Raw genomic sequence first — 23,884 nt, 5'->3', positions numbered from 1 at the left:
GCTACTTGTCGTTATCGGACTTCGCACCAAGTGTTGTCTTCTGAACCTGCATCAGGAACTCAACGTTGCTCTGGGTTTCCCGGATCTTGTTGGTCAGGAGTTCAAGGCTCTGCTGGGTTTCGAGTCCGGAGAGGACGCGGCGCAGCTTCCACATGATCTTGACTTCCTCGGGCGAGAGCAGGTTCTCCTCGCGGCGGGTGCCGGACGCGTTGACGTCCACGGCCGGGAAGATGCGCTTGTCTGCCAGCTGGCGGGACAGGCGGAGCTCCATGTTGCCGGTGCCCTTGAACTCTTCGAAGATGACTTCGTCCATCTTGGAGCCGGTTTCCACGAGGGCGGTGGCCAGGATGGTGAGCGAGCCGCCGTTTTCGATGTTGCGGGCTGCACCGAAGAAGCGCTTGGGCGGGTACAGGGCGGCGGAGTCCACACCACCGGACAGGATGCGGCCGGAGGCCGGTGCTGCCAGGTTGTAGGCGCGGCCCAGGCGGGTCATGGAGTCCAGCAGGACCACCACGTCCATGCCCATTTCCACGAGGCGCTTGGCGCGTTCGATGGAGAGTTCGGCCACGGTGGTGTGGTCGTCGGCGGGACGGTCGAAGGTGGAGGCAATGACCTCACCCTTGACGGTGCGCTGCATGTCCGTGACTTCTTCAGGGCGTTCGTCAACGAGCACCATCATGAGGTGGACCTCAGGGTTGTTGGTGGTGATCGCGTTGGCGATGGACTGCAGGATGAGCGTCTTGCCGGCCTTGGGCGGGGAGACGATCAGGCCGCGCTGGCCCTTGCCGATGGGGGCGACGAGGTCGATGACGCGGGGGCCGATCTTCTTGGGATCGGTCTCGAGGCGCAGCCGCTCGGACGGGTACAACGGAACCAGCTTGGCGAACTCGACGCGGTCCTTGAGCTCTTCGGCGGTCTTGCCGTTGACCGAGGTGACGCGGACGAGGGCGTTGAATTTCTGGCGGGCGGACTGCTGGCTGCGGTCTTCGCCGTCACGCGGGGCACGGATGGCGCCGACCACGGCGTCGCCCTTGCGGAGGTTGTACTTCTTGACCTGGGCCAGGGAGACGTAAACGTCGTTGGGGCCGGGCAGGTAGCCGGAAGTACGGATGAAGGCGTAGTTCTCGAGGACGTCGAGGATGCCTGCAACGGGCAGCAGGACGTCGTCCTCGGTGACTTCGACGTCGTCGACGTCGGGTCCCTGGGCGCGTCCGCGGCGGCGGTCGTTGCGGTCGCGGAAGCGGTCGTTGCGGGAGCTGTTGTCCCGGTCCTGGCCACCGGAGCGGTCGTTGCGGTCGTTCCGGTCACGGCGGTTGCGGCGGTTGCGGCGGCTGCCGCCGTCGGAATCATCGCTGTCCCGGGTGTCGCGGGTATCCTCGCGGCGGGCGCCTTCGCGCTGGCCTGCCTCACGGCTGCCGGCGTTGTCCCGGCCGCTGTCGCCGTCACGGGTGTCCCGGCCACGTCCGCGGCGGTCCGTGCGCTGGCCGGCTTCTTCGGTTTCCGTGCGGTCCGCAGTGCGCTCAGTGGTGCGCGGCTCTGCCGTGCCCTGTTCAGCTGTGCGCTGCTCAACACTGCGCTGCTCAGCTGTGCGCTGCTCAGCGTCGGCCTGCTCTGCAGGTGCCTCGGCGGCTTCTGCCGCCTGCGGTGCTGCCACGGCTGCTTCCCCGCGGCGGCGGTTGCGGGTGCGGGGCTGGCGGCGCTCGGCGGCGCCTTCCGTTGCTTCGGGAGCTTCCGCGGCGGCGGGAGCCTCAACCGGAGCAGCCGGGGCTTCGGCGGCTGCATCAGCAGTTGCCGGTGCCACAACTCCGTCGCTCACGGCACGGCGGCTGCGGCCGCGGCCCCGTACACGGGTGCCTTCGGCGGGCGCTTCCGTGGTTTCGGCCGGCGCGGCAGCTGCGGGTGCAGCAACAGCCGTAGCTGCCGGTGCGGCGACGCTTTCGGTGCGCTTTGCGGCTGACTTGGCCGGGGCCTTAGTCACGGGAGTACCGGCGCGGTGGGCGGAGATGGCCGCAACCAGGTCCCCCTTGCGCATCCGGGAACCGCCGGAGATTCCGAGCTGGCTGGCGAGTGCCTGCAGCTGGGCGAGCTTCAGGCCGGCAAGGCCGCTGCTCTTGGCGGGTGCTGCCGAATCGGCAGCAGAAGATGATAGTTCCACAGCTGGCGACAGCTCAGTGGTTTCGGTCACGAAGGATCCTTCCCCCTCGACGGCGTCCAGACGAGGAGCTGGGCGCGATGATTTGATCTGGGCTGCAGTTCAGATCTGCAGCCGGGATTGTTCGGCCTTGCCGGATGGATATCGGCCAGCAGGGCCGGATACTGATTCACGCTGCGCTCCGCCCAAGGTGGAACTGTGGACTGACGTTTCAGGGGCAGTTTCAATGCTGCAGATTCCTGCGACAGACCAAGCAGGTGGCACCGGAATAGATTGCGCAGTAGGAGATCAGGTTGCAACTAAGTGCAGAAGCAGATCAGATAGGCGTCAATTACCGCCGGTGCAACTCCACCTTAGCACCTTCAACGTCCACTGCCAGCTTCAGAACACGCCATCCTATGTCCGGCGTGTTCGCTGCGGTGAACTCTTCGATGAAAGCAACGACGGCGGCCGCTTCAGCCTGTCCGTCGGCCAGGACCAGCACCGTAGGCCCGGCGCCTGAGACAACCGCTGCGTGGCCGGCTGCGCGGAGCGCCGAGATGAGGGCGGCGCTGGGGCGCATGGCTTCGGCGCGGTAACTCTGGTGGAGGTAGTCCTCGGTTCCGGCCAGCAGGAATTCAGGTTTTGTGGTGAGGGCGTGGATCAACAGGGCGGCGCGCCCCGCGTTCATCGCTGCAGCGTGGTGCCCCACGGATGCCGGCAGCAGCGCCCGGGCCGTTTCCGTGGACAGCTCGAAGTCCGGAACTGCCACCACCGGAACCACAGTCCCGGACACTGCCGCACTGGTGCTGCTGTACTGGTCACTGTCCTGCCAGGACAGCGCCAGTCCGCCGAAAATGGCCGGTGCCACGTTGTCCGGGTGGCCCTCAAGTTCGCTGGTGAGCTGGAGGATCCAGTCCTTTCCACGGCGGCTTGCCGCCGGCACCAGCGCGTTGGCTGCCGAAATTGCTGCCACCACCGCCGACGCCGAGGAACCCAGGCCGCGGCCGTGCGGAACAACGTTTTCCGCTGTCACCTTGAGGCCGCCGTGGCGGAAGCCCAGCCGTTCGAAGGCCGCTTCCATGGCACGGATCACCAGGTGGCTGGCGTCCCGGGGCAGCGTTTCCGCGCCTTCGCCGGCGAGGTCGAACACGAGTTCCTCGGATTCGAGGCTCTCCACCGTCAGGGTGTCGTGCAGCGCCAGGGCCAGGCCCAGGCTGTCGTAGCCCGGGCCCAGGTTGGCGGTGGTGGCCGGAACGCGCACGGTAACGCTCTGTCCGGCTTCAATGAGCTGCACGCCGACGGTGGCCTGCGAGGTGGTGTCCAAGGTTATTTTTCTTCCAGTCCCAGTTCAGCAGCAACGGTGACAACATCGTTGGACACCTTGACCGGTTGGACGTCGCTGCCGTCCTCGGTGCGCAGGGCCCACTGGGGGTCCTTCAGGCCGTGGCCGGTGACTGTGATGACGATGGTTTTGCCGGACGGCACCTCGCCGGCGGCGTGCTTCTTGAGCAGGCCTGCGACGCCGGCCGCGGAACCGGGCTCCACGAAGACGCCTTCGCGTGCGGACAGCCAGCGGTGGGCGTTGAGGATTTCCTCGTCGGTGACGGCGTCGATGAATCCGCCGGACTCATCGCGGGCAGCGATGGCTCCGTCCCACGAAGCGGGGTTGCCGATCCGGATGGCGGTGGCGATGGTGTCCGGTTCCGTGATGGGGTGGCCGGCAACGAACGGCGCGGCCCCGGCTGCCTGGAAACCCCACATCGCGGGCGTCTTGGTGGAGACGGCGGGCAACGTGCCGGCAGTGTCGGATTCGAAGGGAGCGGAGTACTCCTTGTAGCCCTTCCAGTAGGCGGTGATGTTTCCGGCATTGCCGACCGGCAGGACGTGGATGTCCGGGGCGTCGCCCAGGGCGTCCACGATCTCGAAGGCACCAGTCTTTTGGCCCTGGATGCGGGCGGGGTTGACGGAGTTGACGAGGAAGACGGGGTAGGACTCCCCCAGCTTCCGGGCGATGTCCAGGCAGTTGTCGAAGTTGCCGTCCACCTGGAGCAGCGTGGCGCCGTGGGCGATCGCCTGGCTGAGCTTGCCCATGGAGATCTTGCCTTCGGGCACCAGCACCGCGCACTTCAGGCCGGCCGCTGTTGCGTACGCTGCGGCAGAGGCGGAGGTGTTGCCGGTGGAGGCGCATACAACGGCCTTGGCCCCGGCGGCAACGGCGGCGGTCATGGCCATGGTCATGCCGCGGTCCTTGAAGGAGCCGGTGGGGTTCATGCCCTCCACCTTCAGGTACACCTCCGAGCCGGTGAGCCCGGAAAGCTTCTGCGCGTGCACCAGCGGGGTACCGCCCTCACCCAAGGTGATGACCCGGGTGGACTCGGTCACGGGCAGACGGTCAGCGTATTCGCGGATGACGCCGCGCCATTGGTGAGCCACTTAGACTCCTTCTACCCGCAGAACGGATGTAACTGAATTGATGACGTCCAGGCCCTTCACGGCCTCGACGGTGGCTGCAAGGGCAGCCTCTGACGCGCGGTGCGTAACGATCCGCAGTTCGGCCGACTCAACGTTGGACTCGGCGTCGCGGTGGATGGTCTGCCGCATGATTTCGATGGACACGCCGTGCTCGGCGAACAGCTGGGCAATCCTTGCCAGGACGCCAGGCTCATCCGCCACGTCGAGGCCGATGTAGTAGCTGGTGACGGCCGCGTCGATGGGAAGCGCCGGTACATGGCCCGTGGTGGTTTCGGTGCGTCCGGGGCCGCCGAGCACCAGGCGGCGGGCGGCTGAGACGAGGTCGCCCAGTACTGCGGAGGCCGTGGGGGTTCCGCCGGCACCCTGGCCGTAGAACATCAGCTCGCCGGCGTTTTCCGCCTCGATGAATACGGCGTTGAAGGCCCCGCGGACGGCGGCCAGTGGGTGCTCGCGCGGCAGGAGCGTGGGGTGGACGCGGACGGACACGCCCTCGCCGCCGTCGGCATCACTGAGCTTCTCGGCAATCGCCAGCAGTTTGATGACGAAACCTGCATCCTTGGCAGCGGCGATGTCCGCGGCGCTGACGGAGGTGATGCCTTCACAGTGCACGTTCTCAAGGGCGAACCGGGTGTGGAACGAAAGGGACGCGAGGATCGCGGCTTTCGCGGCGGCGTCGTGGCCCTCGACGTCGGCAGTGGGGTCCGCTTCCGCGTAGCCAAGGCGCTGGGCTTCGGCCAGGGCGTCGGCGAACTGGGCTCCGGTGGAGTCCATCTGGTCCAGGATGTAGTTGGTGGTGCCGTTGACGATGCCCAGCACGCGGGTGATCCGGTCACCGGACAGGCTGTCGCGGATGGGGCGCAGGATGGGAATGGCGCCGGCCACGGCTGCTTCGTAGGACAGCTGGACGTGGGCCTTGTCAGCCTCTTCGTAGAGGGTGGGGCCATCCTGGGCGAGGAGTGCCTTGTTGCCGGTGACCACGCAGGCGCCATTGCGCAGCGCGGAGAGGATCAACGTGCGGGCAGGTTCGATGCCGCCCATCAGTTCGATCACCAGGTCTGCGTCCTTGACCAGGGTCTCGGCGTCCGTAGTGAACAGTTCCTGGGGCAGGTCCACGTCGCGGCGGGAGTTGACGTTGCGCACCGCAATCCCGCTGAGCTGCAGCCGGGCCCCGGTCCGGGCGGCAAGGGCGTCGGCATCCTCAATGAGAATCCGCGCAACCTGGGCCCCAACGTTGCCACAGCCCAGCAGGGCTACTTTCAGGGTTCGCATTTCCGTCATTCAGGCTCCCATGTCGCGGTTCAGCAGATCTTCTTCGGTTTCCCCGCGGACAATCAGCCGGGCAGATCCGTCGCGCACCGCGACAACGCCCGGCCGGGCCAGATAGTTGTAGTTGCTTGACAGGGCCCAGCAGTAGGCGCCGGTCCCCGGTACAGCAAGCAGATCACCGGCTGCCACGTCCTCGGGCAGATATACATCTCTAACAACTATGTCGCCGCTCTCGCAATGTTTGCCCACCACGCGGGACAGCTGGGGCGCGGCGGAGGACGTGCGGGAGGCCAGGACGGCCGAATAATCCGCGTCGTACAGCACCGGCCGGGCGTTATCGCTCATACCGCCGTCAACCGAAACATACCGGCGCGGATACGTAACGTTGTTGCCGCCGTCACTCGCAGTTCCGGGCGCATCCACGCGCACGGTCTTCAGGGTTCCCACCTCATACAGGGTGAAGGTGGTGCTGCCCACGATGGCGCGTCCTGGCTCAATGGAGATGCGGGGGGCGTCAATGCCCAGCTCAGCGCAGGTGGAACGCACGACGGCGGCCATCGCCGTCGCGATCTCTGCTGCGGGGCGGGGGGTGTCCACCGGCGTGTATGCGATGCCGTAGCCGCCGCCGAGATCCAGTTCCGGCATCACGATGGAGTACTTTTCCTGCATGGCGGCGAGGAAGCGGAGCAGCTTCTCCGCGGCCAGCGCGAAGCCGTCCGGTTCGAAGATCTGGGAGCCGATGTGGCAGTGCAGTCCCAGCAGTTCAATCCCCGCATGTGCGGACGCTGCTGCTACGGCTTCCTCCGCGGCTGACAGGCCTGCCTGCCCGGTGGTGTCCCCCGCCATGGAGAGGCCGAACTTCTGGTCCTCGTGGGCGGTGGCGATGAACTCATGGGTGTGGGCGTGCACGCCGGGGGTGAGCCGCAGCATGACCTTTGCCTGGTCGCCGCGGGCCTGGGCGATGGCCCCGACCCGTTCCAGCTCAGCCAGGCTGTCCACCACTATGCGGCCCAGCTTCATGTCCAGCGCACGGTTGATCTCGGCGTCGGACTTGTTGTTGCCGTGCAGGGCGACGCGCTCCCCCGGGATCCCGGCGCGGGCGGCCACGGCCAGTTCGCCGCCGGAGGCGGTGTCCAGGCGCAGCCCTTCCTCCTCCACCCACTTCACCACTGCGGTGCACAGGAAGGATTTACCGGCGTAGTAGACGTCCACGCCGCCGCAGATGTCGGCAAAGGCGGCGTCAAAGGAGTCCTTGAAGGCTCGTGCGCGGGAACGGAAGTCCGATTCGTCCATCACGAACAATGGAGTGCCGAACTGTTCCTTCAGGGCGGCAACGGAAACGCCGGCAACTGCCAGGCCGCCGTCGTCGTTCCGTTCAACAGTCCTGGCCCACATCGGTTCCTGCAGGGCATTCAGGTCCTCGGGGACTGCAAGCCATTCGGGCGCCAACGGGGACGCAGTGTTGCCGGTCTGTACAGACATTTCCGTCACATCCGTTCCGGCGCGGAAACGCCGAGCAGGTCCAGGCCGTTCGCCAGCACCTGGCTGGTGGCATCGTTGAGCCACAGCCGGGTGCGGTTCACATCGGTCACCGGTTCGTCGCCCATCGGCGCAATGCGGCAGGCGTCGTACCAGCGGTGGTAGGCGCCGGCGATCGCTTCGAGGTGCCGTGCCACGCGGTGCGGCTCGCGCAGTTCCGCGGCCTTGGCCACGATGGAAGGGTAGCTGCCCAGGTAGGAGAGCAGTTCGTTTTCGGTGGCGTGGTCCAGGAGCGCGGCGTCGAAGCTGTCCTTGCCGTCCACCTGGCGCTCCACCCCGGCTGCCACCGCGTTGCGGGCGGCGCCACGGGAGCGGGCATGGGCGTACTGCACGTAGAACACCGGGTTCTCGTTGCTGTGCTTCTTCAGCAGCTCCGGGTCCAGCGTCAGCGGCGAATCTGCGGGGAACCGCGCCAGCGAGTAGCGGACGGCGTCCTTGCCCAGCCAGTCGATCAGGTCCTTGAGCTCGATGATGTTGCCGGCCCGCTTGGACAGCTTGGCGCCGTTCACGGACACCAGCTGGCCGATCAGCACCTCGATATTCACCTCGGGATCGTCCCCGGCGCAGGCGGCGATGGCCTTGAGCCGGTTGATGTACCCGTGGTGGTCCGCGCCGAGCAGGTAGATCTTCTCGGTGAAGCCGCGGTCCTTCTTGGAGAGGTAGTAGGCGGCATCCGCGGCGAAGTAGGTGGGCTCGCCGTTCGCGCGGATCATCACGCGGTCCTTGTCGTCGCCAAAGTCGGTGGTCCGCAGCCAGACGGCACCGCCGTCGTCGAACACGTGGCCCTGCTCGCGAAGGCGGGCAACGGCACTTTCGATAGCGCCGGCGTCGTGCAGTTCCTGCTCGGAGAAGAACACATCGAACTCGACGCCGAAGTCCGCCAGGGTGGCCTTGATGTCCTTCATCTGGGCCTCATAGGCGGCCGCGCGGATGACCGGCAGGGCAGCAACTTCGGTGAGTTCGCGGATATCCGGGTGTGCCGTGAGCACCTCGTGGCCAAGGTCAGCGATGTACTGTCCGGGGTATCCGCCGTCGGGGACGGGGAGGCCGTGCAGGCGGGAGTACACGGAGGTGGCAAAGGTGTTCATCTGTGAGCCGGCGTCGTTGATGTAGTACTCGGCCGTGACGTCCGCTCCGGAGGCGCGGAGCACGCGCGCAATGGCATCGCCCAGGGCGGCCCAGCGCGTATGGCCGATGTGCAGGGGGCCTGTGGGGTTGGCGGAGACGAACTCCATATTCACCGTGTGCCCGGCGAGCGCCGTATTGGTTCCGTACTGCCTTCCGGACTCAACAATGACCTTGGCGAGCGCGCCGGCCGTGGCAGCATCCACGGTGATGTTCAGGAAGCCGGGTCCGGCGATATCCACTGCGAAGACGCCGTCGATCGATTTAAGCCGCGCGCTCAGCACGGTGGCGAACTCGCGCGGGTTGGTGCCGGCCTGCTTGGCAAGCTGCAGGGCAATGTTGGTGGCCCAGTCTCCGTGCTCGCGGTTCTTGGGCCGCTCCACGCGTACCTCGTCTGGCACTGCTGATGCTGAAAGGGCGATCTCGCCGGCGGCGACGGCGTCTTTCAGGCAGGCGGATATGGCGAGGGAGAGTTCTTCGGGAGTCACCCCTCTAGCCTACCGGGGGCTGGTGACAGCAAAAGAATTGGGACGTTCAGCGCCGTGACAGGCATTCCACAGGGAATACACAAGCCAGCTACAAGGTGAACCAATACGCTGGGTTTGACGTTGACACCTTCGTAAACACTGCCACGAACACTTAAACGAAATGAGAGCCTTGATGAGACCGTCAGTCCGCAAGAGTGTTTTCGCCGGAATCGCCGGCCTGTCCCTCGCTGGAACCGTAGCCGGATGCGCGCCTTCCGCCGCCGAGAGCACACCCGCCGCCCCCGGGGGCAGCGTTGCGGAGACTTCTGCCGCCAGTCCGTCCGCCGGGACGTCGTCGCTGGCCGGCAGCGGTTCCACGTACAAGGACGGAACCTACAGCGCTGATGGAAATTACGTTTCCCCCAATGGAACGGAGACGGTGGGGGTGGAACTTACCCTGGCCGGTGGCACCGTCACGGGCGTCAACATCACCCAGCACCCGTCCAACCCGAACACCCGCAAGTTCCAGGGGCAATTCGCCGGCGGCATTGCGGCGCAGATCGTGGGCAAGAACATCGACGAACTTAATGTCTCCAAAGTTGCCGGTTCTTCGCTGACCAGCGGCGGGTTCAACCAGGCAGTGGACAAGATCAAGCAGGAGGCGCAGTAGCCTGTGCCGGATGGGGACTGGGAGGATTTTGCGTTCGAGGGGATCGGGACGCAGTGGGAGATTTCCACGCCCGTTCCGCTGAGTGGGCCGGTCAGGGCGCGTCTGGCGGAACGGGTGGAGCGTTTCGACGCCGAGTGGTCCCGTTTCCGATCCGATTCCCGCGTCAGCGCCCTGGCCCGCAAGCCGGGACGATATGAGTTTGCGAATGAGGCCGTTCGGCTTGGTGCCCTGTACCGGACCCTGTACGGCATGACCGACGGCGCCATGACCCCACTGATCGGCGCTTCCCTTGAACGGCTGGGGTACGACGCCGGATATTCCCTTAAGCCCTCCGGCTCCCCTCTAGCGGCGCCGCCCTGGGACGCGGTCCTTGAGTGGGCTGGCACCACCATCACCACCACTGCCCCGGTGGTGCTGGATATCGGGGCTGCTGGTAAAGGCCTGCTGGTTGACCTGCTCGCGGACGAGCTTCTTGCCGAAGGGCTGGACGCATTCATCATCGATGCCAGCGGCGACCTGCTGGCGTGCGGTCCGCTGCCCACCGAGGTGGCGTTGGAGCATCCCTACAATCCTGCACAGGCCATCGGGATCGTTCCGCTGGCGGACCGGGCCCTGTGCGCCTCGGCTTCCAACCGGCGCGCCTGGGGGGACGGACTGCACCACGTGCTGGACGGCACCACTGGCGAACCCGTCCGGACCGCCGTCGCCACGTGGGCCCTGGCGGACACCGCAATGCTGGCCGACGCCTTGGCCACCGCCCTTTTCTTTGTCCCCGGAGACCAGCTCCAGGAGCAATTCGATTTCTCCTGGCTCACCGTGTTTTCCGATGGCAGCGCGGCCCGCTCCGCCGACTTCGAAGGGACACTGTTCACATGAGCCCTGTTGAAACTCCAAAAGCAGGGCCGGCCCCCTCCCTGGCCGGCCGCGTGGATACGGCGCTGGGCCGGTTCACCATGTACCGGCTGGTCCTCCTGGTCCTCGCGGCGCTTGCGGCCTACAGCTTGCTGCTCGATGCCCTTGGTTGGCTGACGTTCGGCATCCCCGAGATGCTCGGACACCTGGTCCTGTGCCTGGGCCTGACGTACGCCTCGAACAGGGCCCTGGCGGCGCTGTTCCATGTGCGGCCCCACTCGGAGTCCTCGTTGATCACCGGCCTGCTGCTGTATTTCCTGTTTTGGCCGTCCTTCGTGCCCATGGATGTGGCGGGGGTGGCGTTGGCTTGCGTGCTCGCCTCGGCGTCGAAGTACGCCCTGGCGTGGCGCGGCCGCCATATCTTCAATCCCGCGGCTGCAGGCGCCTTCGCGGCCGGGCTCACGGGCCTGAACATTGCCACGTGGTGGGCTGCGACGCCTGCCATCCTGTGGCTGCTGGTTCCTGGTGTCCTCTTGGTCCTGTACCGCACCCGGAAGTTCCTGATGGCGGCCGTCTTCCTTGTGGTGGCCACGGCAATCATCAGCCAGGAACTGCTGCAGGCCGGCATGTCGGCAGGAATGGCCCTGTGGCAGGCTCTTGCCCAGCGGCCGCTGCTGTTCTTTGTGGGGTTCATGCTCACCGAGCCGCTGACGCTGCCGCCGCGCAGGTGGCAGCAACTGGGGTTGGCAGCCGTGGTGGGCGTGGTGTTTGCCGTCCCCTACAACTTCGGCTTCCTGGCGAATTCACCAGAGGGTGCGCTGTTGCTGGGCAATCTGCTCGCTTTTATGGCGGGCCAAAGGGGCGGCGTGAGCTTGACGCTCACCGGTACGAGGCCACTGACACCCAGTACCACCGAGTTCTCCTTCGAGCCCTCCCGCCCCGTCCGTTTCCTGCCGGGGCAGTACATGGAGCTGGACCTTCCGCACGCGAAGGCGGATGGGAAAGGACGACGCCGGGTGTTCAGTTTGACGGGCTCCCCCGGTGAGCGCCTGGTGAAGTTTGGCGTGCGGACGGCCGAGCCCGTGTCCGCCGCCAAGAAGGTCTTGCTTTCCTTGAAGCCCGGCGATGCGGTGACAGCCACCTCGGTGGGTGGCGACTTTGTGCTCCCCCGCGATCCCCGGAAGCCAGTGCTTCTGATTGCCGCCGGGATCGGCATCACCCCGTTCCTCTCGCATATCTCATCCGGCGGCCTGCGGGACCGCGACGCTGTCCTCCTCCTGCTTGCCAGGACTGCCGATGAGGTTGCCTATGCTGACGAGCTGAACGCGGCAGGCGTTCGGGTGATCGCCAGGATCGCGGATGGCTCGGTGCCTCCCCCACACATCACTGCCTTCCCGGCGGACGGCTCTGCGCTGGACGGGGAAGCCCTCAGGGCCGCGGTCCCGGATGTGGCCGAGCGCGATGTGTATATTTCGGGTTCACCGGCCAGCGTTGCCTCTTTGCGGCGGGCGGCGCGTGAGGCCGGGGCGAGGCGCGTGCACGTGGATTCGTTCTCCGGGTACTGATATCCGAAGCCTTGTGGTCTTGATTGCTAGCCTTGGCTGGCTGCAGTTGCTGACCTTGGCTGGCTTTGAAGGACTCGCGGCGGGGGCGATTTTCCCTTGCGGGCCACCTTACTGCTAAGCTCTAGGACGTCCCGCCCGCAACGGCAGGAACCCCGGATTGCCCTCGTAGCTCAGGGGATAGAGCGTCTGCCTCCGGAGCAGAAGGTCGTAGGTTCGAATCCTATCGAGGGCACCATCTGAAGCACCCTGGTCACACGGCCAGGGTGCTTCTCTTTTATCCGGATCAGGTGGTGGCTAACCCGCTAACCCCAGGTAGCCGGCTTACCGGGTTGGGTTAGCAGGTGTGGTAACGGGTCTTTCGGGGGCTTGTCTTGCGACAGGAACCAGTCCGCAAACGTCTCTTCCGGAATGTCGTCTTGAAAAAGTTCATGGGGGAAAGGTGGTTCGACCGGCGGAGGGCAGGCTTCGGAAAGGTCCTCCGGCGGTGTCGGTACTCCGGAAAGGTCATCGGGGAGTTCCCACAGTTGCAGGAGTTCATCGAACTCACGGATGCTCTCGGGCACGGCTGTGTCTGGCCAGTGGGGTGGTTCCCAGTCCTGGTATTCGCTTTTATAGTGCCGTCCGGTGGGTGAGGTCCAGCCGGGTGATTCTGTTTTGCTGGCCGGGGTGGGTTTCCAGCCGCTGGTGTGGCGAAGCTTGTGATGTTTCCGGCAGGGTTGTCCCAGGTTCGATACCCCCGTGCTGCCGCCCTTGGCCCAGGCCAGAATATGGTCCGCCTCGTTGTCCAGGGATGGGTTGTTGCAGCCGGGGAAGGGGCATTTGCCGTCCCGCAGCCTGAGCCAGTTCCGCATCGCCTTGCTCACCCGGTAGCTGGTGCGGCCGATCTCCAGCGGCGCCCCATCCCGCGGATCCACCAGAACCCGGTAGAACGAGGCGGCCCCATCTGCGACGAGCCTGCGTGCCATCGAAGGCGGGATGGGTCCGAACCCGTCCAGCATCGCCGGCTCATCAGTCAGGCCCATCAGGGAGCAGACCGGCACGGTGACCAGCACCTGCGCCCGGATCGGTGATCCTAAACCAGGAGCTGTTCCTGAAGTGGTTCCATCACCTTGGCGGGGACCATCCGGTTCGCCGTCCCCGGCACTGTTGCCGCCGCCGGTACTGTCAGCACCGTTGCTGACACTGCTTGCGCTGATTTCATCGCCAGCTCCGCGATCGCCGCCGGTACCCACGTCGTTGGCGGTGTTGCCGGCTGTGGTGCCGGTAGTGAGGAGGCCTTCGGTGAAGGTGTCTGCTTTGAGCTCGGGCAGGCTGCGGGTTTCGGCGGGGCCTTGCTTGCCGCGGGCGATGGCGCTGAGCCTGTTCCAGATCGCCGAGGCCTGGTCCCCGGGCAGGAGCGCGGCGACCCAGGCCATCCCGTCGTTGTCCGGCCAGTACTCCACCCGCCGGTCCGCCACACTCCTGGCGTGGCGTTTCTCCAGGCTTTCGGGGTGGTGGCGTTCCCGCCAGTCCCGGGCCCGGGCCTTGAACCGGTACGCCGGCATCTCCCCGATCGGGCACCCGCGGGCCGCGCCCGGGGCGTCCGGGTCCAGGAAATGCGCCTCCAACGCCGCCGCCGCAGCAGGGTCCAGGCAGGAGGTCTGCTCCACCATCGTCCGGGCATGGGCCCAGGACATCGTCCCGGCCCGCAACGCCGCCAACGCCCTGGGCAATGACGTGGTCAGGGCGTGGGATTCAGCCAGCAGCGCCCCCGCGGCCCGGTCACCGATCGCCAGCGCGCACCCGACCTCAGCCACCAGGCTCCTCTCCTGCGCCGAAGCCTCCTGGGGAGACGACGCCGGGCCGTTCAACGCCCTCGTGGCCCCGGCCAGCACTGCCACCGCCAACGCCTTCACCGCCGCGATCTTCGCCTCCGACCGACCCACCGCCGCCAGAATATCCACCGCCGCATCCACCAACCGCTGCAACGGATCATCAAACCCAAAGGAATCAGCACCGTCAGCGCCATCACCCCCACCACCGGAAACGTCCGGGCCGGACTCTGCATTATCGGACTCGGCAGTATCTCTCAGCGCAGCCATAAAAGCCGCGACCGACGCATCAACCGCCCCCTCCGCCTGCACCACCGCCGGATTCATTTCCATACCTCCATCTTCCTGAAGGGGTATGACAAAACCGGGCGCCTCCGAACGCTCAGCGAGCGCACCAGTGACGTCATCCGCCTGCACCACCGCCCGGTCCGTTCCCATACCTCCATCATCTTGGCGGGGTCTGACAAAACCGGACGCCTCTGTGCGCCCCATGAAACCGGCCAGCAAACACTTGCTGGCACCAGACTCCGACGCAGTGTGCCAAATACATTGACGGCGTGGGCCCTGCGCGCTCCGCCGCTTTGTCGGTGCCCCCTCGTAGGCTGTTCACACCAACAGAAGCAAAGGGGTCTCACATGTACTGCTCCATCATTCCGCCCTACCTGTTGCGGCGCCTCGCCAGGCAGGACGCGCCGGAGTTCTCTGCGGCAGCCAGGGCCGCCAGGGAAGCACTGGGCCACGTCCGCTCAGTCCACGCCGCACGGACCCAAGCTGCTCCCGAGACTCCTGCAGGAGTGCGCCAGGCGAAACCCGGACCATCAAACCGCACCGTTTTCGACGCCGCGGGTTCAGAAGTCCTTCCCGGCAAACTTGTCCGGAAAGAGGGTGAGCCCGCTACCGGAGATCCGGCAGCGGATGAGGCCTATGACGGGCTCGGCCACACGCACCGGCTGTATGCGGACGTCTTCGGCAGGAACTCGATCGATGGCCGGGGATTGCCGTTGAACGCCACCGTTCACTTCGGCAAGCTGTACGACAACGCTTTTTGGGACGGCACGCAGATGGTCTTCGGTGACGGTGACGGCGAAGTTTTTGACCGCTTCACCAAGTCCCTCACTGTTATCGGCCACGAACTCGCGCACGGGGTCACCCAGTATTCAGCTGGACTGGTGTATCGGAACCAGGCCGGCGCACTCAACGAATCCATGTCGGACGTATTCGGCGCCCTCGTGGAGCAGTATGTAAAGAACCAGTCCACCGCCGAAGCCAGCTGGCTGATTGGTGAGGGCCTTTTCACCTCCCAGGTTCAGGGGCAGGCCTTGCGCTCCATGAAGGCCCCCGGCACGGCTTACGACGACGACGTGCTGGGAAAGGATCCACAGCCGGACTCCATGGACTCATACGTGAAGACCAGTGCTGACAACGGCGGAGTCCACATCAATTCCGGCATCCCCAACCGTGCGTTTTGTGTGCTGGCCGAACAGCTGGGCGGAAACGCGTGGGACACCCCCGGGCGCATCTGGTACGAGACGCTCACCGGAGGTTCTCTTCCCTCCGGCGCCACCTTCACCGTCTTTGCGCGCGCCACGGCTGCGGCTGCCACCGAGCTTTTCGGTTCCGGATCAAAAGAGCATGACGCCGTACGGAACGCGTGGGAAACTGTGAAGGTCAAGCTTTAACGGGCTGCCTGGCTGTGCCGTACTTCGGGCCACCAGGCCCGAGGTACCACCCAGGAACCAGGCCATGAAGATCAGTGTGGAGCGCACCGGCGGCGTCGCGGCGATGACCCGGATTTGGACTGTCAACGCTGAGTCCGAGACGGCAAGGAACCAGTGGCAGCCCATTGTGGAAGCATGCCCCTGGGACGCCGTTCCGCGGACACCGAGGGCAGCCGCAGCAGAATTCGCAGGAGCCCAGCCGGACCGGTTCATCTACTCCATTCGCGCCGGGCAACATCGCGCCGCCCTTCCTGAGCAGGCAGTCACCGGCCCGTGGCGTGTACTGGTGGACAGCACCAGGGCTGCCGCTGAGGAGCGGAAAGGCTAAACCGCTTCCTCCAGCTGGCCCCGGAATGCCCTGCGGTAGGACTGAGGGCTGGTGTCCAGGACTTTGGCGAAGTGGTGGCGCAGCAGCACCGGATGGCCGAAGCCGGCCTCCCGTGCGATTTCTTCGATGTTCAGATCGCTGGATTCGAGCAGCTCCTGGGCCCGAAGCACCCGCTGCGAATTCAGCCAGGCCGCCGGGGTTGCGCCGGTTTCGGACCTGAACTTCCTGGCAAACGTTCTGGCAGACATGTGCACCCGCGCTGCCAGCTCATTCACCGTGTGCTCACGGTCCAGGTGCTCCACCATCCAGCGAAGGAGCTGCTCCATCGGAGCCGAGCCACAGGTGGGCATGGGACGGTCGATGAACTGCGCCTGGCCGCCGTCGCGGTGCGGGGGGACCACCATGTCGCGGGCAATGGCGGCGGCAACGTTCGCTCCGAGTTCCACGCGTACAAGGTGCAGGCAGGCATCAATCCCGGCGGCAGTGCCGGCGGAGGAGATGATGTTACCGTCCTGGACATAGAGTACGTTTTCGTCCACCTGCACCTGCGGGTACTGGGCGGCCAGCTGGCCCGAATAGTGCCAGTGCGTGGTGCAGCGCCGGCCGTCCAGGAGCCCGGCGCGGGCGAGGGCAAAAGCTCCGGAGCAGATGGACATCACCCACGCTCCCCTGGCATCGGCAGCGCGCAGTGCTTCCAGGACCGATTCGGGCAGATCATCGTCCCTGCCGTAGGGCGCCATGATGACCAGGTCGGCGTCGGCGGTGGCTTCGAGGCCAAGCTCCACATTCATGGACAGGCCGTTCTTGAGCCTGACGCTGCCGGGGTTGGGCGTACAGACGCGAAAGTCAAAGGCGGGGACGCCGCTCCCCCTGCCGGACCTGTCGATTCCAAACACTTCACAGGCAGTGCCGAATTCGAACATCGAGAAGTTGGGAACCACGATGACTGCTACTGATTTCAGCATGCTCCCATTGTGGCAGGAATTATAGCTTTTTGGGCATTTCTGCCACTTTTTCTTGTTCTTGAACAGGAGAAGCATGGAGGCATGGAAATCCTCATAACCCTCCTCATCGTCCTCCTGCTCGTTGTCCTCGCTGCCACCGTTTCATCGCTCCTGCGCGATGGCCGGGGGCATACGCCTCCCGTCGAATCCCACGAAGCATGGTCCGCCCTGGACCTTCCCAGCTCCAACTACACACTCCGCATTTTCTAGAACCACCCGCCGAACCACCGCACCACCAAGCCCTCGCGGCCGAACAGCTGTATAGGGTCGAAACGGGAAGCCCGGGCTCCCGCAGTAGACTTGCAGCAGCCATGACACTTCACATTTCCTATCCTGCCGAGCTGCCGGTCTCCGAGCGCCGCGAAGACCTGATGGCAGCCATCGCAGCGAACCAGGTCACCATCATCGCCGGCGAGACCGGCTCCGGTAAGACCACCCAGATCCCCAAGATGTGCCTTGAACTCGGCCTCGGTGAGAACGGCCTGATCGGCCACACCCAGCCGCGCCGGCTGGCTGCCCGTACCGTGGCCGAACGCATTGCCGAGGAGCTCGGTGTGGATATCGGCCAGGAAGTCGGCTTCCAGGTCCGTTTCACCGGCGAAGTCAGCCGCGCTACCAAGGTGAAACTGATGACCGACGGCATCCTGCTGGCGGAAATCCAGCGCGACAAGCTGCTGCGCAAGTACAACGCCATCATCATTGATGAGGCCCACGAGCGCAGCCTCAACATCGACTTCATCCTCGGGTACCTCAAGCGCATCCTGCCGCAGCGTCCAGACCTGAAGGTGATCATCACCTCCGCCACCATCGATCCGCAGCGGTTCGCCAACCACTTCGGTACGCCCGAAAAACCTGCTCCCATCATGGAAGTGTCCGGCCGGACGTACCCGGTGGAAATCCGCTACCGCCCGCTGTCGCAGCCGCCGGCCGGCACGGATGAAGAGGACGCCTCTGACGACGAACTCGAGGAAGACCGCGACCCGCTCGACGCCGTCTGTGACGCCGTCGACGAACTCGCCCTGGAGGCGCCCGGCGACATCCTGGTGTTCTTCTCCGGCGAGCGTGAGATCCGCGACGCCGCCGAGGCCCTCAACGCACGCATCCAGTCCAACCGAAGGCTGACGGGAACAGAAGTACTCCCCCTGTTCGCCCGCCTCAGCCTGCAGGAACAGCACAAGGTGTTCCATCCCGGCAACAAGCGCCGCATCGTTCTCGCCACTAACGTGGCGGAAACATCCCTGACCGTGCCGGGCATCAAGTACGTCATCGACACCGGCACGGCCCGCATCTCCCGCTACTCCCACCGCACCAAGGTGCAGCGCCTTCCCATCGAGCGTGTGTCCCAGGCGTCCGCGAACCAGCGGTCAGGGCGTTGCGGCCGCGTCTCGGACGGCATCGCCATCCGGTTGTACTCGGAGGAAGACTTCGAGTCCCGGCCCCTCTTTACGGATCCGGAAATCCTGCGCACCAACCTTGCCGCCGTCATCCTGCAGATGACCGCCATGGGCGTGGCGCGCGGCCCCAAGGACGTGGGGGACTTCCCGTTTGTGGAGCCCCCGGAAACCCGGGCAATCAACGACGGCGTCACGCTCCTGCGCGAACTCGGCGCCCTGGCGTCGGCCACCCCGCAGAACGGAAAAGGCGGTCCCAAGAGCGGCGGCGGCCTCACCGCCGTCGGACAAAAACTCGCCCAGCTGCCGGTGGATCCCCGGCTGGGCCGCATGATCGTGGAGGCGGGCAAACGCGGCTGCGTCCGCGAAGTGATGATCCTGGCGGCAGCGCTCACCATCCAGGACCCCCGCGAGCGCCCCACGGACAAGCAGCAGCTGGCAGCCGAAAAGCATAACCGGTTCAAGGACGAGAACTCGGACTTCACCGGCTTCCTGAACCTCTGGAACTACCTGCAGGAAAAGCAACAGGAATTGTCTTCCTCCGCGTTCAGGAGGCTGTGCCGGGCAGAGTTCATCAACTACTTGCGGGTGCGTGAGTGGCAGGACCTGTTTGCCCAGCTGCGCCAGCTGGCGCGGCCCCTGGGCATCAGCCTGGACAACAAGCGCCTCGCGGACCCCGTGGGCAACCACGACGGCGTCCACATCAGCTTGCTGTCCGGACTGCTGAGTCATATCGGCATCCTGGACGAGCGCAAGCGCGAGTATGCCGGCGCCCGCGGCACCCGTTTCGCCATTTTCCCCGGGTCGGCGCTGTTCAAGAAGTCACCTACGTTCGTGATGGCGGCGGAGCTGGTGGAAACCAGCCGGCTCTGGGCCAGGGTGGCGGCAAAGTTTGATCCGGTCTGGGCAGAGCAGGTGGCCCCGGACCTCGTGAAGCGCAGCTACAGCGAACCGCACTGGTCCACCCGGCAGGGCGCGGTGATGGCTTACGAGAAGGTCACTCTGTACGGCGTGCCCATCATCGCCCAGCGCAGGATCAATTACGGCAGGGTTGACCCGGTCGTCGCCAGGGAGCTTTTCATCCGGCATGCCCTGGTGGAGGGTGACTGGAAAACCCACCACAAGTTCTTCCACCGCAACCGCGCCCTCCTGCAGGAAGTTGAGGAGCTGGAAGCAAGGATGCGCCGCCGCGACCTGCTGGTGGACGACGAGACACTCTTCGAGTTCTACGACGCGCGAATCGGCCCGGATGTGGTGTCGGAGCGGCATTTTGACAAGTGGTGGAAGGAAGCCCGGCAGCAGAACCCGGACCTCCTCGATTACGACAAATCCTTGCTCCTGAGCGATGACGCGGACAATCTGGATGTTTCTGCATACCCGAAGACCTGGCTGCACAAGGGCTTTGAGCTGCCGCTGACCTATGAGTTCCATCCGGTTGCTCCGGGGTCACCGCCGGATCCGTCCGACGGCGTGACGGCAGAAGTGCCGGTCCTGTTCCTTAACCAGCTGGATGACAAGGCGTTCCGCTGGCTGATCCCCGGGCAGCGCGTTGAGCTGGTGACGGCCTTGATCAAGTCCCTGCCCAAGCAGGTCCGCAAGAACTTCGTGCCGGCCCCGGACGTGGCGCGGCAGGCAGTGGCTGTGCTGGAGTCCGATTTTGACCCGGTCTCCGACGATCTGGAGCCATCCCTTGAGCTTGCGCTCCGCCGGATCCGCGGACACGTCATTCCGCCGCGTTCATGGAACTGGGATGCCGTGCCGCCGCACCTCCGCGTCACCTTCAAGGTTGTGGACAGCAAGGGCAGGGTCCTCGGTGAAGGCAAGGACCTCGCGGCGCTTCAGGAGGAGCTGGCGCCTGCCACCCGCCGCGCCATTGCCGAGTCCCTGGGTGCCACGCCTGCCTCTACCGCTCCGGGCGGCAAGGCTGGCCGTGCCGCCGGGAGGGCGGACGACGGCGGCACGTCACGCTCGCAAGCCCCCGCCCAGGTGCCGGCAGGCTCAGCCCCTGCCGGATTCCGGGAGCAGGAGGGCCTGACCGAGTGGAGCTTCGGAACCATCCAGCGCCAGGTCAGCAACATCGTCAAGGGCCACACCGTCACCGGCTACCCGGCCTTGGTGGACGAAGGCAAGTCCGTGGCACTGCGGGTTTTCCAGACCGCTGACGAGCAGCGGGATGCCATGCGCGGCGGCGTGATCAGGCTGCTGGCCTTGCGGGTTCCAGCTCCGGACCGCTACGTCCTGGAGCACCTGAGCAACACCGAGAAGCTGACGTTCAGCCAGAACCCGCACGGGTCCGTTTCGGCCCTGATCGCCGACTGCGCCCTCGCGGCCATCGATAAGCTCACTCCAGCCGAACTCCCGTGGGACCGGAAGTCCTTCGACGCACTGTATGAGGTGGTCCGCGCCGAGCTGATCGACACGGTGTTCAGTGTGACGGCGGTGGTGGAGCGGATCCTCGCCAGTACGCGGCGGATCGAAAAACAGCTCAAGGGCACCACCAGCCTGGCGCTCATCAGCGCGCTCAATGACATCAAGAGCCAGCTGGAGCAACTCGTCTACCCCGGCTTCGTGGCCCGTACCGGCTACGCACAGCTCAGCCAGCTCCCCCGCTACCTCGCCGCCATTGAGAAGCGCCTGGAGCGCCTGCCCGGCAACGTCCAGCGCGACGCCCTAAACATGGCAGCCGTGCAGCGCCTTGAGGATGACTACGACGACGCCGTGTCAGCCCTGCTTCCGGGCCGGCGGGCCGGGGGCGAGCTCGCCCAGGTCCGGTGGATGATCGAGGAGCTCCGGGTGAGCCTGTTCGCCGTCGAGCTTGGAACGGCCTATTCAGTGTCCGAGAAGCGGATCCGTGCCGTGCTCAACAAAGCGCTCGCGCCGGCCTAGGAAAAGGGCTTGGGCCAACGGCCCAGGTAAAAGATCCAGCCGAACAGTCTAGGCCGGGACGAACTCGCCATACCCGGCGTCGCGCAGTCCCTGCCGCAGTTTTTCGGCATTGGCGTCGAGGACTTCGGGGTCGGGATTCTGGTCAGCGGACGCAAAGTTGAAGTCGGCCATGCTCCTGGACGGCCACACGTGCACGTGGAGATGGTTGATCTCGTACCCGGCAACGATGAGCCCGGCGCGCGGCGCGTCAAAGATGTCCACCTGGACAGCGCCGATGCGGCGGGCCACCTCCATGACTCTCGCCAACGTTTCCGGGGAAGCGTCCGTCCAGCGGTCCACTTCCTCGGTGGGGACCACCAGCGTATGTCCGTCCGCCAGCGGACCCGTGGTGAGGAACGCGGACACGTCGTCTTCGCGCCACACAAACCGGCCGGGGATTTCGCCGTTCAGGATCCTGGTGAATAGCGTGCTCATGCGTCTGCCTCCTCGGCGGGTGCCTGCAGGGTGCTGGTATCCAGCACAAACCGGTACTTCACATCGCCTGCAACCATCCGGTCGTAGGCCTCATTCAGCTGGTCCGCGCGGACCACTTCGATGTCCGCCACCACGCCGTGTTCGGCGCAGAAGTCCAGCATTTCCTGCGTCTCCGCGATTCCGCCGATCAGTGAGCCGGCGTAGGCGATCCGGCGGCGGATCAGTGCCCGCGGGTTCACTGGCGGCATTGCCTCGGACGGCAGGCCCAACTGGAAGAGCGCACCGTCCACCCGCAGGGTGCGGAACAGCGGGTTCAGGTCGTGGGGTGCGGCCACGGTGTCGATGATCAGGTCGATGGTGCGGTTTGCCGCGGCCATCGCCGCTTCGTCCCGGGACAGGACAACCTCGTCAGCGCCAAGTTCCAGGGCGGCCGGCACCTTGGACTCCGAGGTGGTGAACACCACCACTTTCGCGCCCATGGTCTTGGCGAGCTTGACTGCCATGTGGCCGAGCCCGCCGAGCCCTACGACTCCCACAACGTCGCCTTCTTCGACGTCGAAATGCCGCAGCGGCGAGTAGGTGGTGACGCCGGCGCACAGCAGCGGGGCGACGGCGGCCGGGTCCAGGGATCCCGGCACGCGAAGGACATAGCGGCGGTCCACCACCACCGTGGAGGAATAGCCGCCCTGGGTGATCGCATCGCCGTTCCGGCGGTCAACGGCACCATAGGTGCCAGTCATTCCGTTCTCGCAGTACTGTTCCAGGCCGTCCAGGCAGCTCTCGCATTCCCGGCAGGAGTCCACGATGCAACCCACCCCCACCCGGTCCCCCGGGGCGAAGTCGGTGACACCGGAACCGACGCGGCTTACGGTTCCAACAATCTCGTGGCCGGGGACCAGCGGATAGGCCTGGCCGCCCCACTCGCCCCGCACAGCGTGGACATCCGAGTGGCACAGTCCGCAAAACTCGATGCCAATTTCGACGTCGTCAGGTTTGGGTGTGCGCCGCGCAAGAGTCAGCGGGACCAGGCCGCTGTCCGCGGACGTGGCGCCGTACGCGGCGGCCAGGACGCCGCCGTCGGAATTCCTGGAACCAGCGGCAGCGGAACCGGGGGTGACGGTTTCAGGGACTGCCGGTTCGGGGGCGGCAGGTTTGGCAAGGGGCGGCGGCACGGGACGTCCAGGAGTCATAGTGCGACGCTACCCTTGCCCGCCCTGGACTTTCCACTCTGCAGGCCCGTCGCCGCGGGGACCGGGCCCGGTCACCACCGGCAGCAGGGGGTTGCTGGACCACTCGGAGAAGGACCCGGGGTAGAGAGCGGCGCGGAATCCGGCCAGCTCCAGGGCGGCCACCTGGTGCGCAGCAGTGACGCCGGACCCGCAATAGACCCCCACCTCGACGTCGTCGCTGATGCCCAGCGCTTCGAAGCGGCGGCGCAGCTCGGCAGGAGGCAGGAACCGGCCGCTGCTGTCTACATTCTGTGAGGTTGGCGCGCTGACGGCGCCGGGGATATGGCCGGCCCGCGGATCAACAGGCTCAATCTCCCCGCGGTACCTTTCGGCGGCGCGTGCATCGAGGAGGAGCCTGTCCGGTTGGGCCCCGCCGTGGACCTGCTGATTCTCCGTCCAGGCCGTAACAGCGGCTGCATCCAGGACCGGCATCTGCCCGTCCGCCAGCGTCACGTTCCCGGACGGAGGCACGACTTCCCCTTGGTCGAGCGGCAGTCCTGCTGCGCGCCAGGCAGCCAGCCCGCCGTCGAGCAGGTAAACCTCGGTGAGGCCGGCGTTCCGCAGCATCCACCACGCACGGGCCGCGGCCATGTTGCCGCTGTCGTCATACGCCACCACAACGTCGCCGTTGTTGATGCCCCAGCGCCGGGCCGCGTCCTGGAACTGGAGCGGTGACGGCAGCGGATGCCTGCCGCGCTCCGGCACAGCGGGGTCCGCAAGTTCGCCGGCCAGGTCAACAAACACAGCGCCCGGCAAGTGGCCCTGCAGGAAGTGGTCGTGGCCGTACGGGTCGCCCAACGCCCACCGCACATCCAGCAGCACCGTATGCAGGCCGCGGACACGGCGTTCCTCCAGGGCGGCAACATCCAGCAGTGGCTTCACGGTGCTCCTTACATCAGGCGGCCAACGATCCCACTCTAACGGCAGCCCTCGAAGCCGCAGGTAGGCTGGTG

The 23,884-nt window shown here is 65.9% G+C and carries 18 protein-coding genes and 1 tRNA gene; 8 read left to right on the top strand and 11 right to left on the bottom strand.

All coding sequences use genetic code 11. The features are described 5' to 3' along the window. Position 1: 1 nt before the first annotated feature. From rho to argS, 6 genes are all read right to left on the bottom strand, one after another. Positions 2-2,185, bottom strand: a complete 2,184-nt coding sequence (gene rho, locus QF038_RS07085) for a transcription termination factor Rho (RefSeq protein WP_307609506.1) — start codon at positions 2,183-2,185, stop codon at positions 2-4. A 298-nt stretch (positions 2,186-2,483) separates the two neighbouring features. Continuing rightward, entirely contained in the window at positions 2,484-3,458 is a 975-nt protein-coding gene (thrB, locus tag QF038_RS07080; RefSeq protein WP_307609505.1) for a homoserine kinase, read from the bottom strand. Between the two features lie 2 nt (positions 3,459-3,460). Continuing rightward, complete coding sequence (thrC, locus tag QF038_RS07075) at positions 3,461-4,567, bottom strand: threonine synthase (RefSeq protein ID WP_307609504.1); 1,107 nt, start codon at positions 4,565-4,567, stop codon at positions 3,461-3,463. Then, complete coding sequence (locus tag QF038_RS07070; protein WP_307609503.1) at positions 4,568-5,884, bottom strand: homoserine dehydrogenase; 1,317 nt, start codon at positions 5,882-5,884, stop codon at positions 4,568-4,570. Then, positions 5,885-7,354: a diaminopimelate decarboxylase gene (lysA, locus tag QF038_RS07065; protein ID WP_307609501.1), complete on the bottom strand. Its 1,470-nt coding sequence runs from the start codon at positions 7,352-7,354 to the stop codon at positions 5,885-5,887. It abuts the gene before it with no gap. A 5-nt stretch (positions 7,355-7,359) separates the two neighbouring features. Next, on the bottom strand, positions 7,360-9,024 hold the full coding sequence (gene argS / locus QF038_RS07060; protein WP_307609500.1) for an arginine--tRNA ligase: 1,665 nt from the start codon (positions 9,022-9,024) through the stop codon (positions 7,360-7,362). 172 nt (positions 9,025-9,196) lie between these two features. On the opposite strand from argS, the gene QF038_RS07055 reads away from it, so the two are divergent. The 4 genes from QF038_RS07055 (at position 9,197) to QF038_RS07040 (ending at position 12,325) form a co-directional block, all read left to right on the top strand. Further along, positions 9,197-9,673 carry an FMN-binding protein gene (locus QF038_RS07055; protein WP_307609499.1) on the top strand — a complete coding sequence of 159 codons (477 nt, stop codon included), beginning with the start codon at positions 9,197-9,199 and terminating at the stop codon, positions 9,671-9,673. 3 nt (positions 9,674-9,676) lie between these two features. Continuing rightward, the gene (locus QF038_RS07050; protein ID WP_307609498.1) at positions 9,677-10,549 is read left to right on the top strand and encodes an FAD:protein FMN transferase; all 873 of its coding nucleotides are present in this window, start codon (positions 9,677-9,679) and stop codon (positions 10,547-10,549) included. Continuing rightward, on the top strand, positions 10,546-12,090 hold the full coding sequence (locus QF038_RS07045; protein ID WP_307609497.1) for a ferredoxin--NADP reductase: 1,545 nt from the start codon (positions 10,546-10,548) through the stop codon (positions 12,088-12,090). Before QF038_RS07050 ends, QF038_RS07045 begins: the two co-directional genes overlap by 4 nt. A gap of 159 nt (positions 12,091-12,249) precedes the next feature. After that, positions 12,250-12,325, top strand: a tRNA-Arg gene (locus QF038_RS07040). A gap of 67 nt (positions 12,326-12,392) precedes the next feature. Here QF038_RS07040 and QF038_RS07035 read toward each other — a convergent pair. Beyond that, a complete protein-coding gene (locus QF038_RS07035) occupies positions 12,393-14,234 on the bottom strand; it encodes an HNH endonuclease signature motif containing protein (protein ID WP_307613423.1) in 1,842 nt (613 codons plus the stop codon). A 302-nt stretch (positions 14,235-14,536) separates the two neighbouring features. Here QF038_RS07035 and QF038_RS07030 point away from each other — a divergent pair, with 302 nt between their 5' ends. Together QF038_RS07030 and QF038_RS07025 are read left to right on the top strand one after the other, a co-directional pair. Then, positions 14,537-15,580, top strand: coding sequence for a M4 family metallopeptidase (locus QF038_RS07030; RefSeq protein ID WP_307609496.1), 1,044 nt, complete (start codon positions 14,537-14,539; stop codon positions 15,578-15,580). A 64-nt stretch (positions 15,581-15,644) separates the two neighbouring features. Beyond that, complete coding sequence (locus QF038_RS07025; RefSeq protein ID WP_307609495.1) at positions 15,645-15,947, top strand: protealysin inhibitor emfourin; 303 nt, start codon at positions 15,645-15,647, stop codon at positions 15,945-15,947. On the opposite strand, the gene QF038_RS07020 is transcribed toward QF038_RS07025, so the two are convergent. Beyond that, the gene (locus tag QF038_RS07020) at positions 15,944-16,912 is read right to left on the bottom strand and encodes a GlxA family transcriptional regulator (RefSeq protein ID WP_307609494.1); all 969 of its coding nucleotides are present in this window, start codon (positions 16,910-16,912) and stop codon (positions 15,944-15,946) included. The two genes, QF038_RS07025 and QF038_RS07020, sit on opposite strands and share 4 nt — an antisense overlap. Positions 16,913-16,993: 81 nt before the next feature. Between QF038_RS07020 and QF038_RS07015 the strand changes: the two genes are divergently transcribed. After that, complete coding sequence (locus tag QF038_RS07015; RefSeq protein ID WP_307609493.1) at positions 16,994-17,161, top strand: hypothetical protein; 168 nt, start codon at positions 16,994-16,996, stop codon at positions 17,159-17,161. Between the two features lie 101 nt (positions 17,162-17,262). Next, a complete protein-coding gene (gene hrpA / locus QF038_RS07010; protein WP_307609492.1) occupies positions 17,263-21,228 on the top strand; it encodes an ATP-dependent RNA helicase HrpA in 3,966 nt (1,321 codons plus the stop codon). Between the two features lie 48 nt (positions 21,229-21,276). Here hrpA and QF038_RS07005 read toward each other — a convergent pair whose 3' ends face one another. From QF038_RS07005 to QF038_RS06995, 3 genes are read right to left on the bottom strand one after another with little or no spacing between them, the layout of a single operon-like run. Beyond that, on the bottom strand, positions 21,277-21,702 hold the full coding sequence (locus tag QF038_RS07005; protein ID WP_307609491.1) for an HIT family protein: 426 nt from the start codon (positions 21,700-21,702) through the stop codon (positions 21,277-21,279). Continuing rightward, entirely contained in the window at positions 21,699-22,892 is a 1,194-nt protein-coding gene (locus tag QF038_RS07000; protein WP_307609490.1) for an NAD(P)-dependent alcohol dehydrogenase, read from the bottom strand. Before QF038_RS07000 ends, QF038_RS07005 begins: the two co-directional genes overlap by 4 nt. A 9-nt stretch (positions 22,893-22,901) precedes the next feature. Beyond that, a complete protein-coding gene (locus QF038_RS06995; protein ID WP_307609489.1) occupies positions 22,902-23,813 on the bottom strand; it encodes a sulfurtransferase in 912 nt (303 codons plus the stop codon). Positions 23,814-23,884: the final 71 nt, after the last annotated feature.

It is taken from the genome of Pseudarthrobacter sp. W1I19 (genome assembly GCF_030817835.1).
Classification (GTDB): Bacteria; Actinomycetota; Actinomycetes; order Actinomycetales; family Micrococcaceae; genus Arthrobacter.
Note: the sequence above shows the minus strand (reverse complement) of the source record. Positions and strands in the feature narration are given on the sequence as shown.

Excerpts from the sequence above, each read along its gene's own strand:
- QF038_RS07070 (WP_307609503.1), bottom strand. The coding sequence starts at position 5,884 with ATGACGGAAATGCGAACCCTGAAAGTAGCCCTGCTGGGCTGTGGCAAC.
- lysA (WP_307609501.1), bottom strand. The coding sequence starts at position 7,354 with ATGTCTGTACAGACCGGCAACACTGCGTCCCCGTTGGCGCCCGAATGG.
- QF038_RS07055 (WP_307609499.1), top strand. The coding sequence starts at position 9,197 with ATGAGACCGTCAGTCCGCAAGAGTGTTTTCGCCGGAATCGCCGGCCTG.
- QF038_RS07045 (WP_307609497.1), top strand. The coding sequence starts at position 10,546 with ATGAGCCCTGTTGAAACTCCAAAAGCAGGGCCGGCCCCCTCCCTGGCC.
- QF038_RS07035 (WP_307613423.1), bottom strand. The coding sequence starts at position 14,234 with ATGGAAATGAATCCGGCGGTGGTGCAGGCGGAGGGGGCGGTTGATGCG.
- QF038_RS07030 (WP_307609496.1), top strand. The coding sequence starts at position 14,537 with ATGTACTGCTCCATCATTCCGCCCTACCTGTTGCGGCGCCTCGCCAGG.
- QF038_RS07025 (WP_307609495.1), top strand. The coding sequence starts at position 15,645 with ATGAAGATCAGTGTGGAGCGCACCGGCGGCGTCGCGGCGATGACCCGG.
- QF038_RS07020 (WP_307609494.1), bottom strand. The coding sequence starts at position 16,912 with ATGCTGAAATCAGTAGCAGTCATCGTGGTTCCCAACTTCTCGATGTTC.
- QF038_RS07015 (WP_307609493.1), top strand. The coding sequence starts at position 16,994 with ATGGAAATCCTCATAACCCTCCTCATCGTCCTCCTGCTCGTTGTCCTC.
- hrpA (WP_307609492.1), top strand. The coding sequence starts at position 17,263 with ATGACACTTCACATTTCCTATCCTGCCGAGCTGCCGGTCTCCGAGCGC.
- QF038_RS07005 (WP_307609491.1), bottom strand. The coding sequence starts at position 21,702 with ATGAGCACGCTATTCACCAGGATCCTGAACGGCGAAATCCCCGGCCGG.
- QF038_RS07000 (WP_307609490.1), bottom strand. The coding sequence starts at position 22,892 with ATGACTCCTGGACGTCCCGTGCCGCCGCCCCTTGCCAAACCTGCCGCC.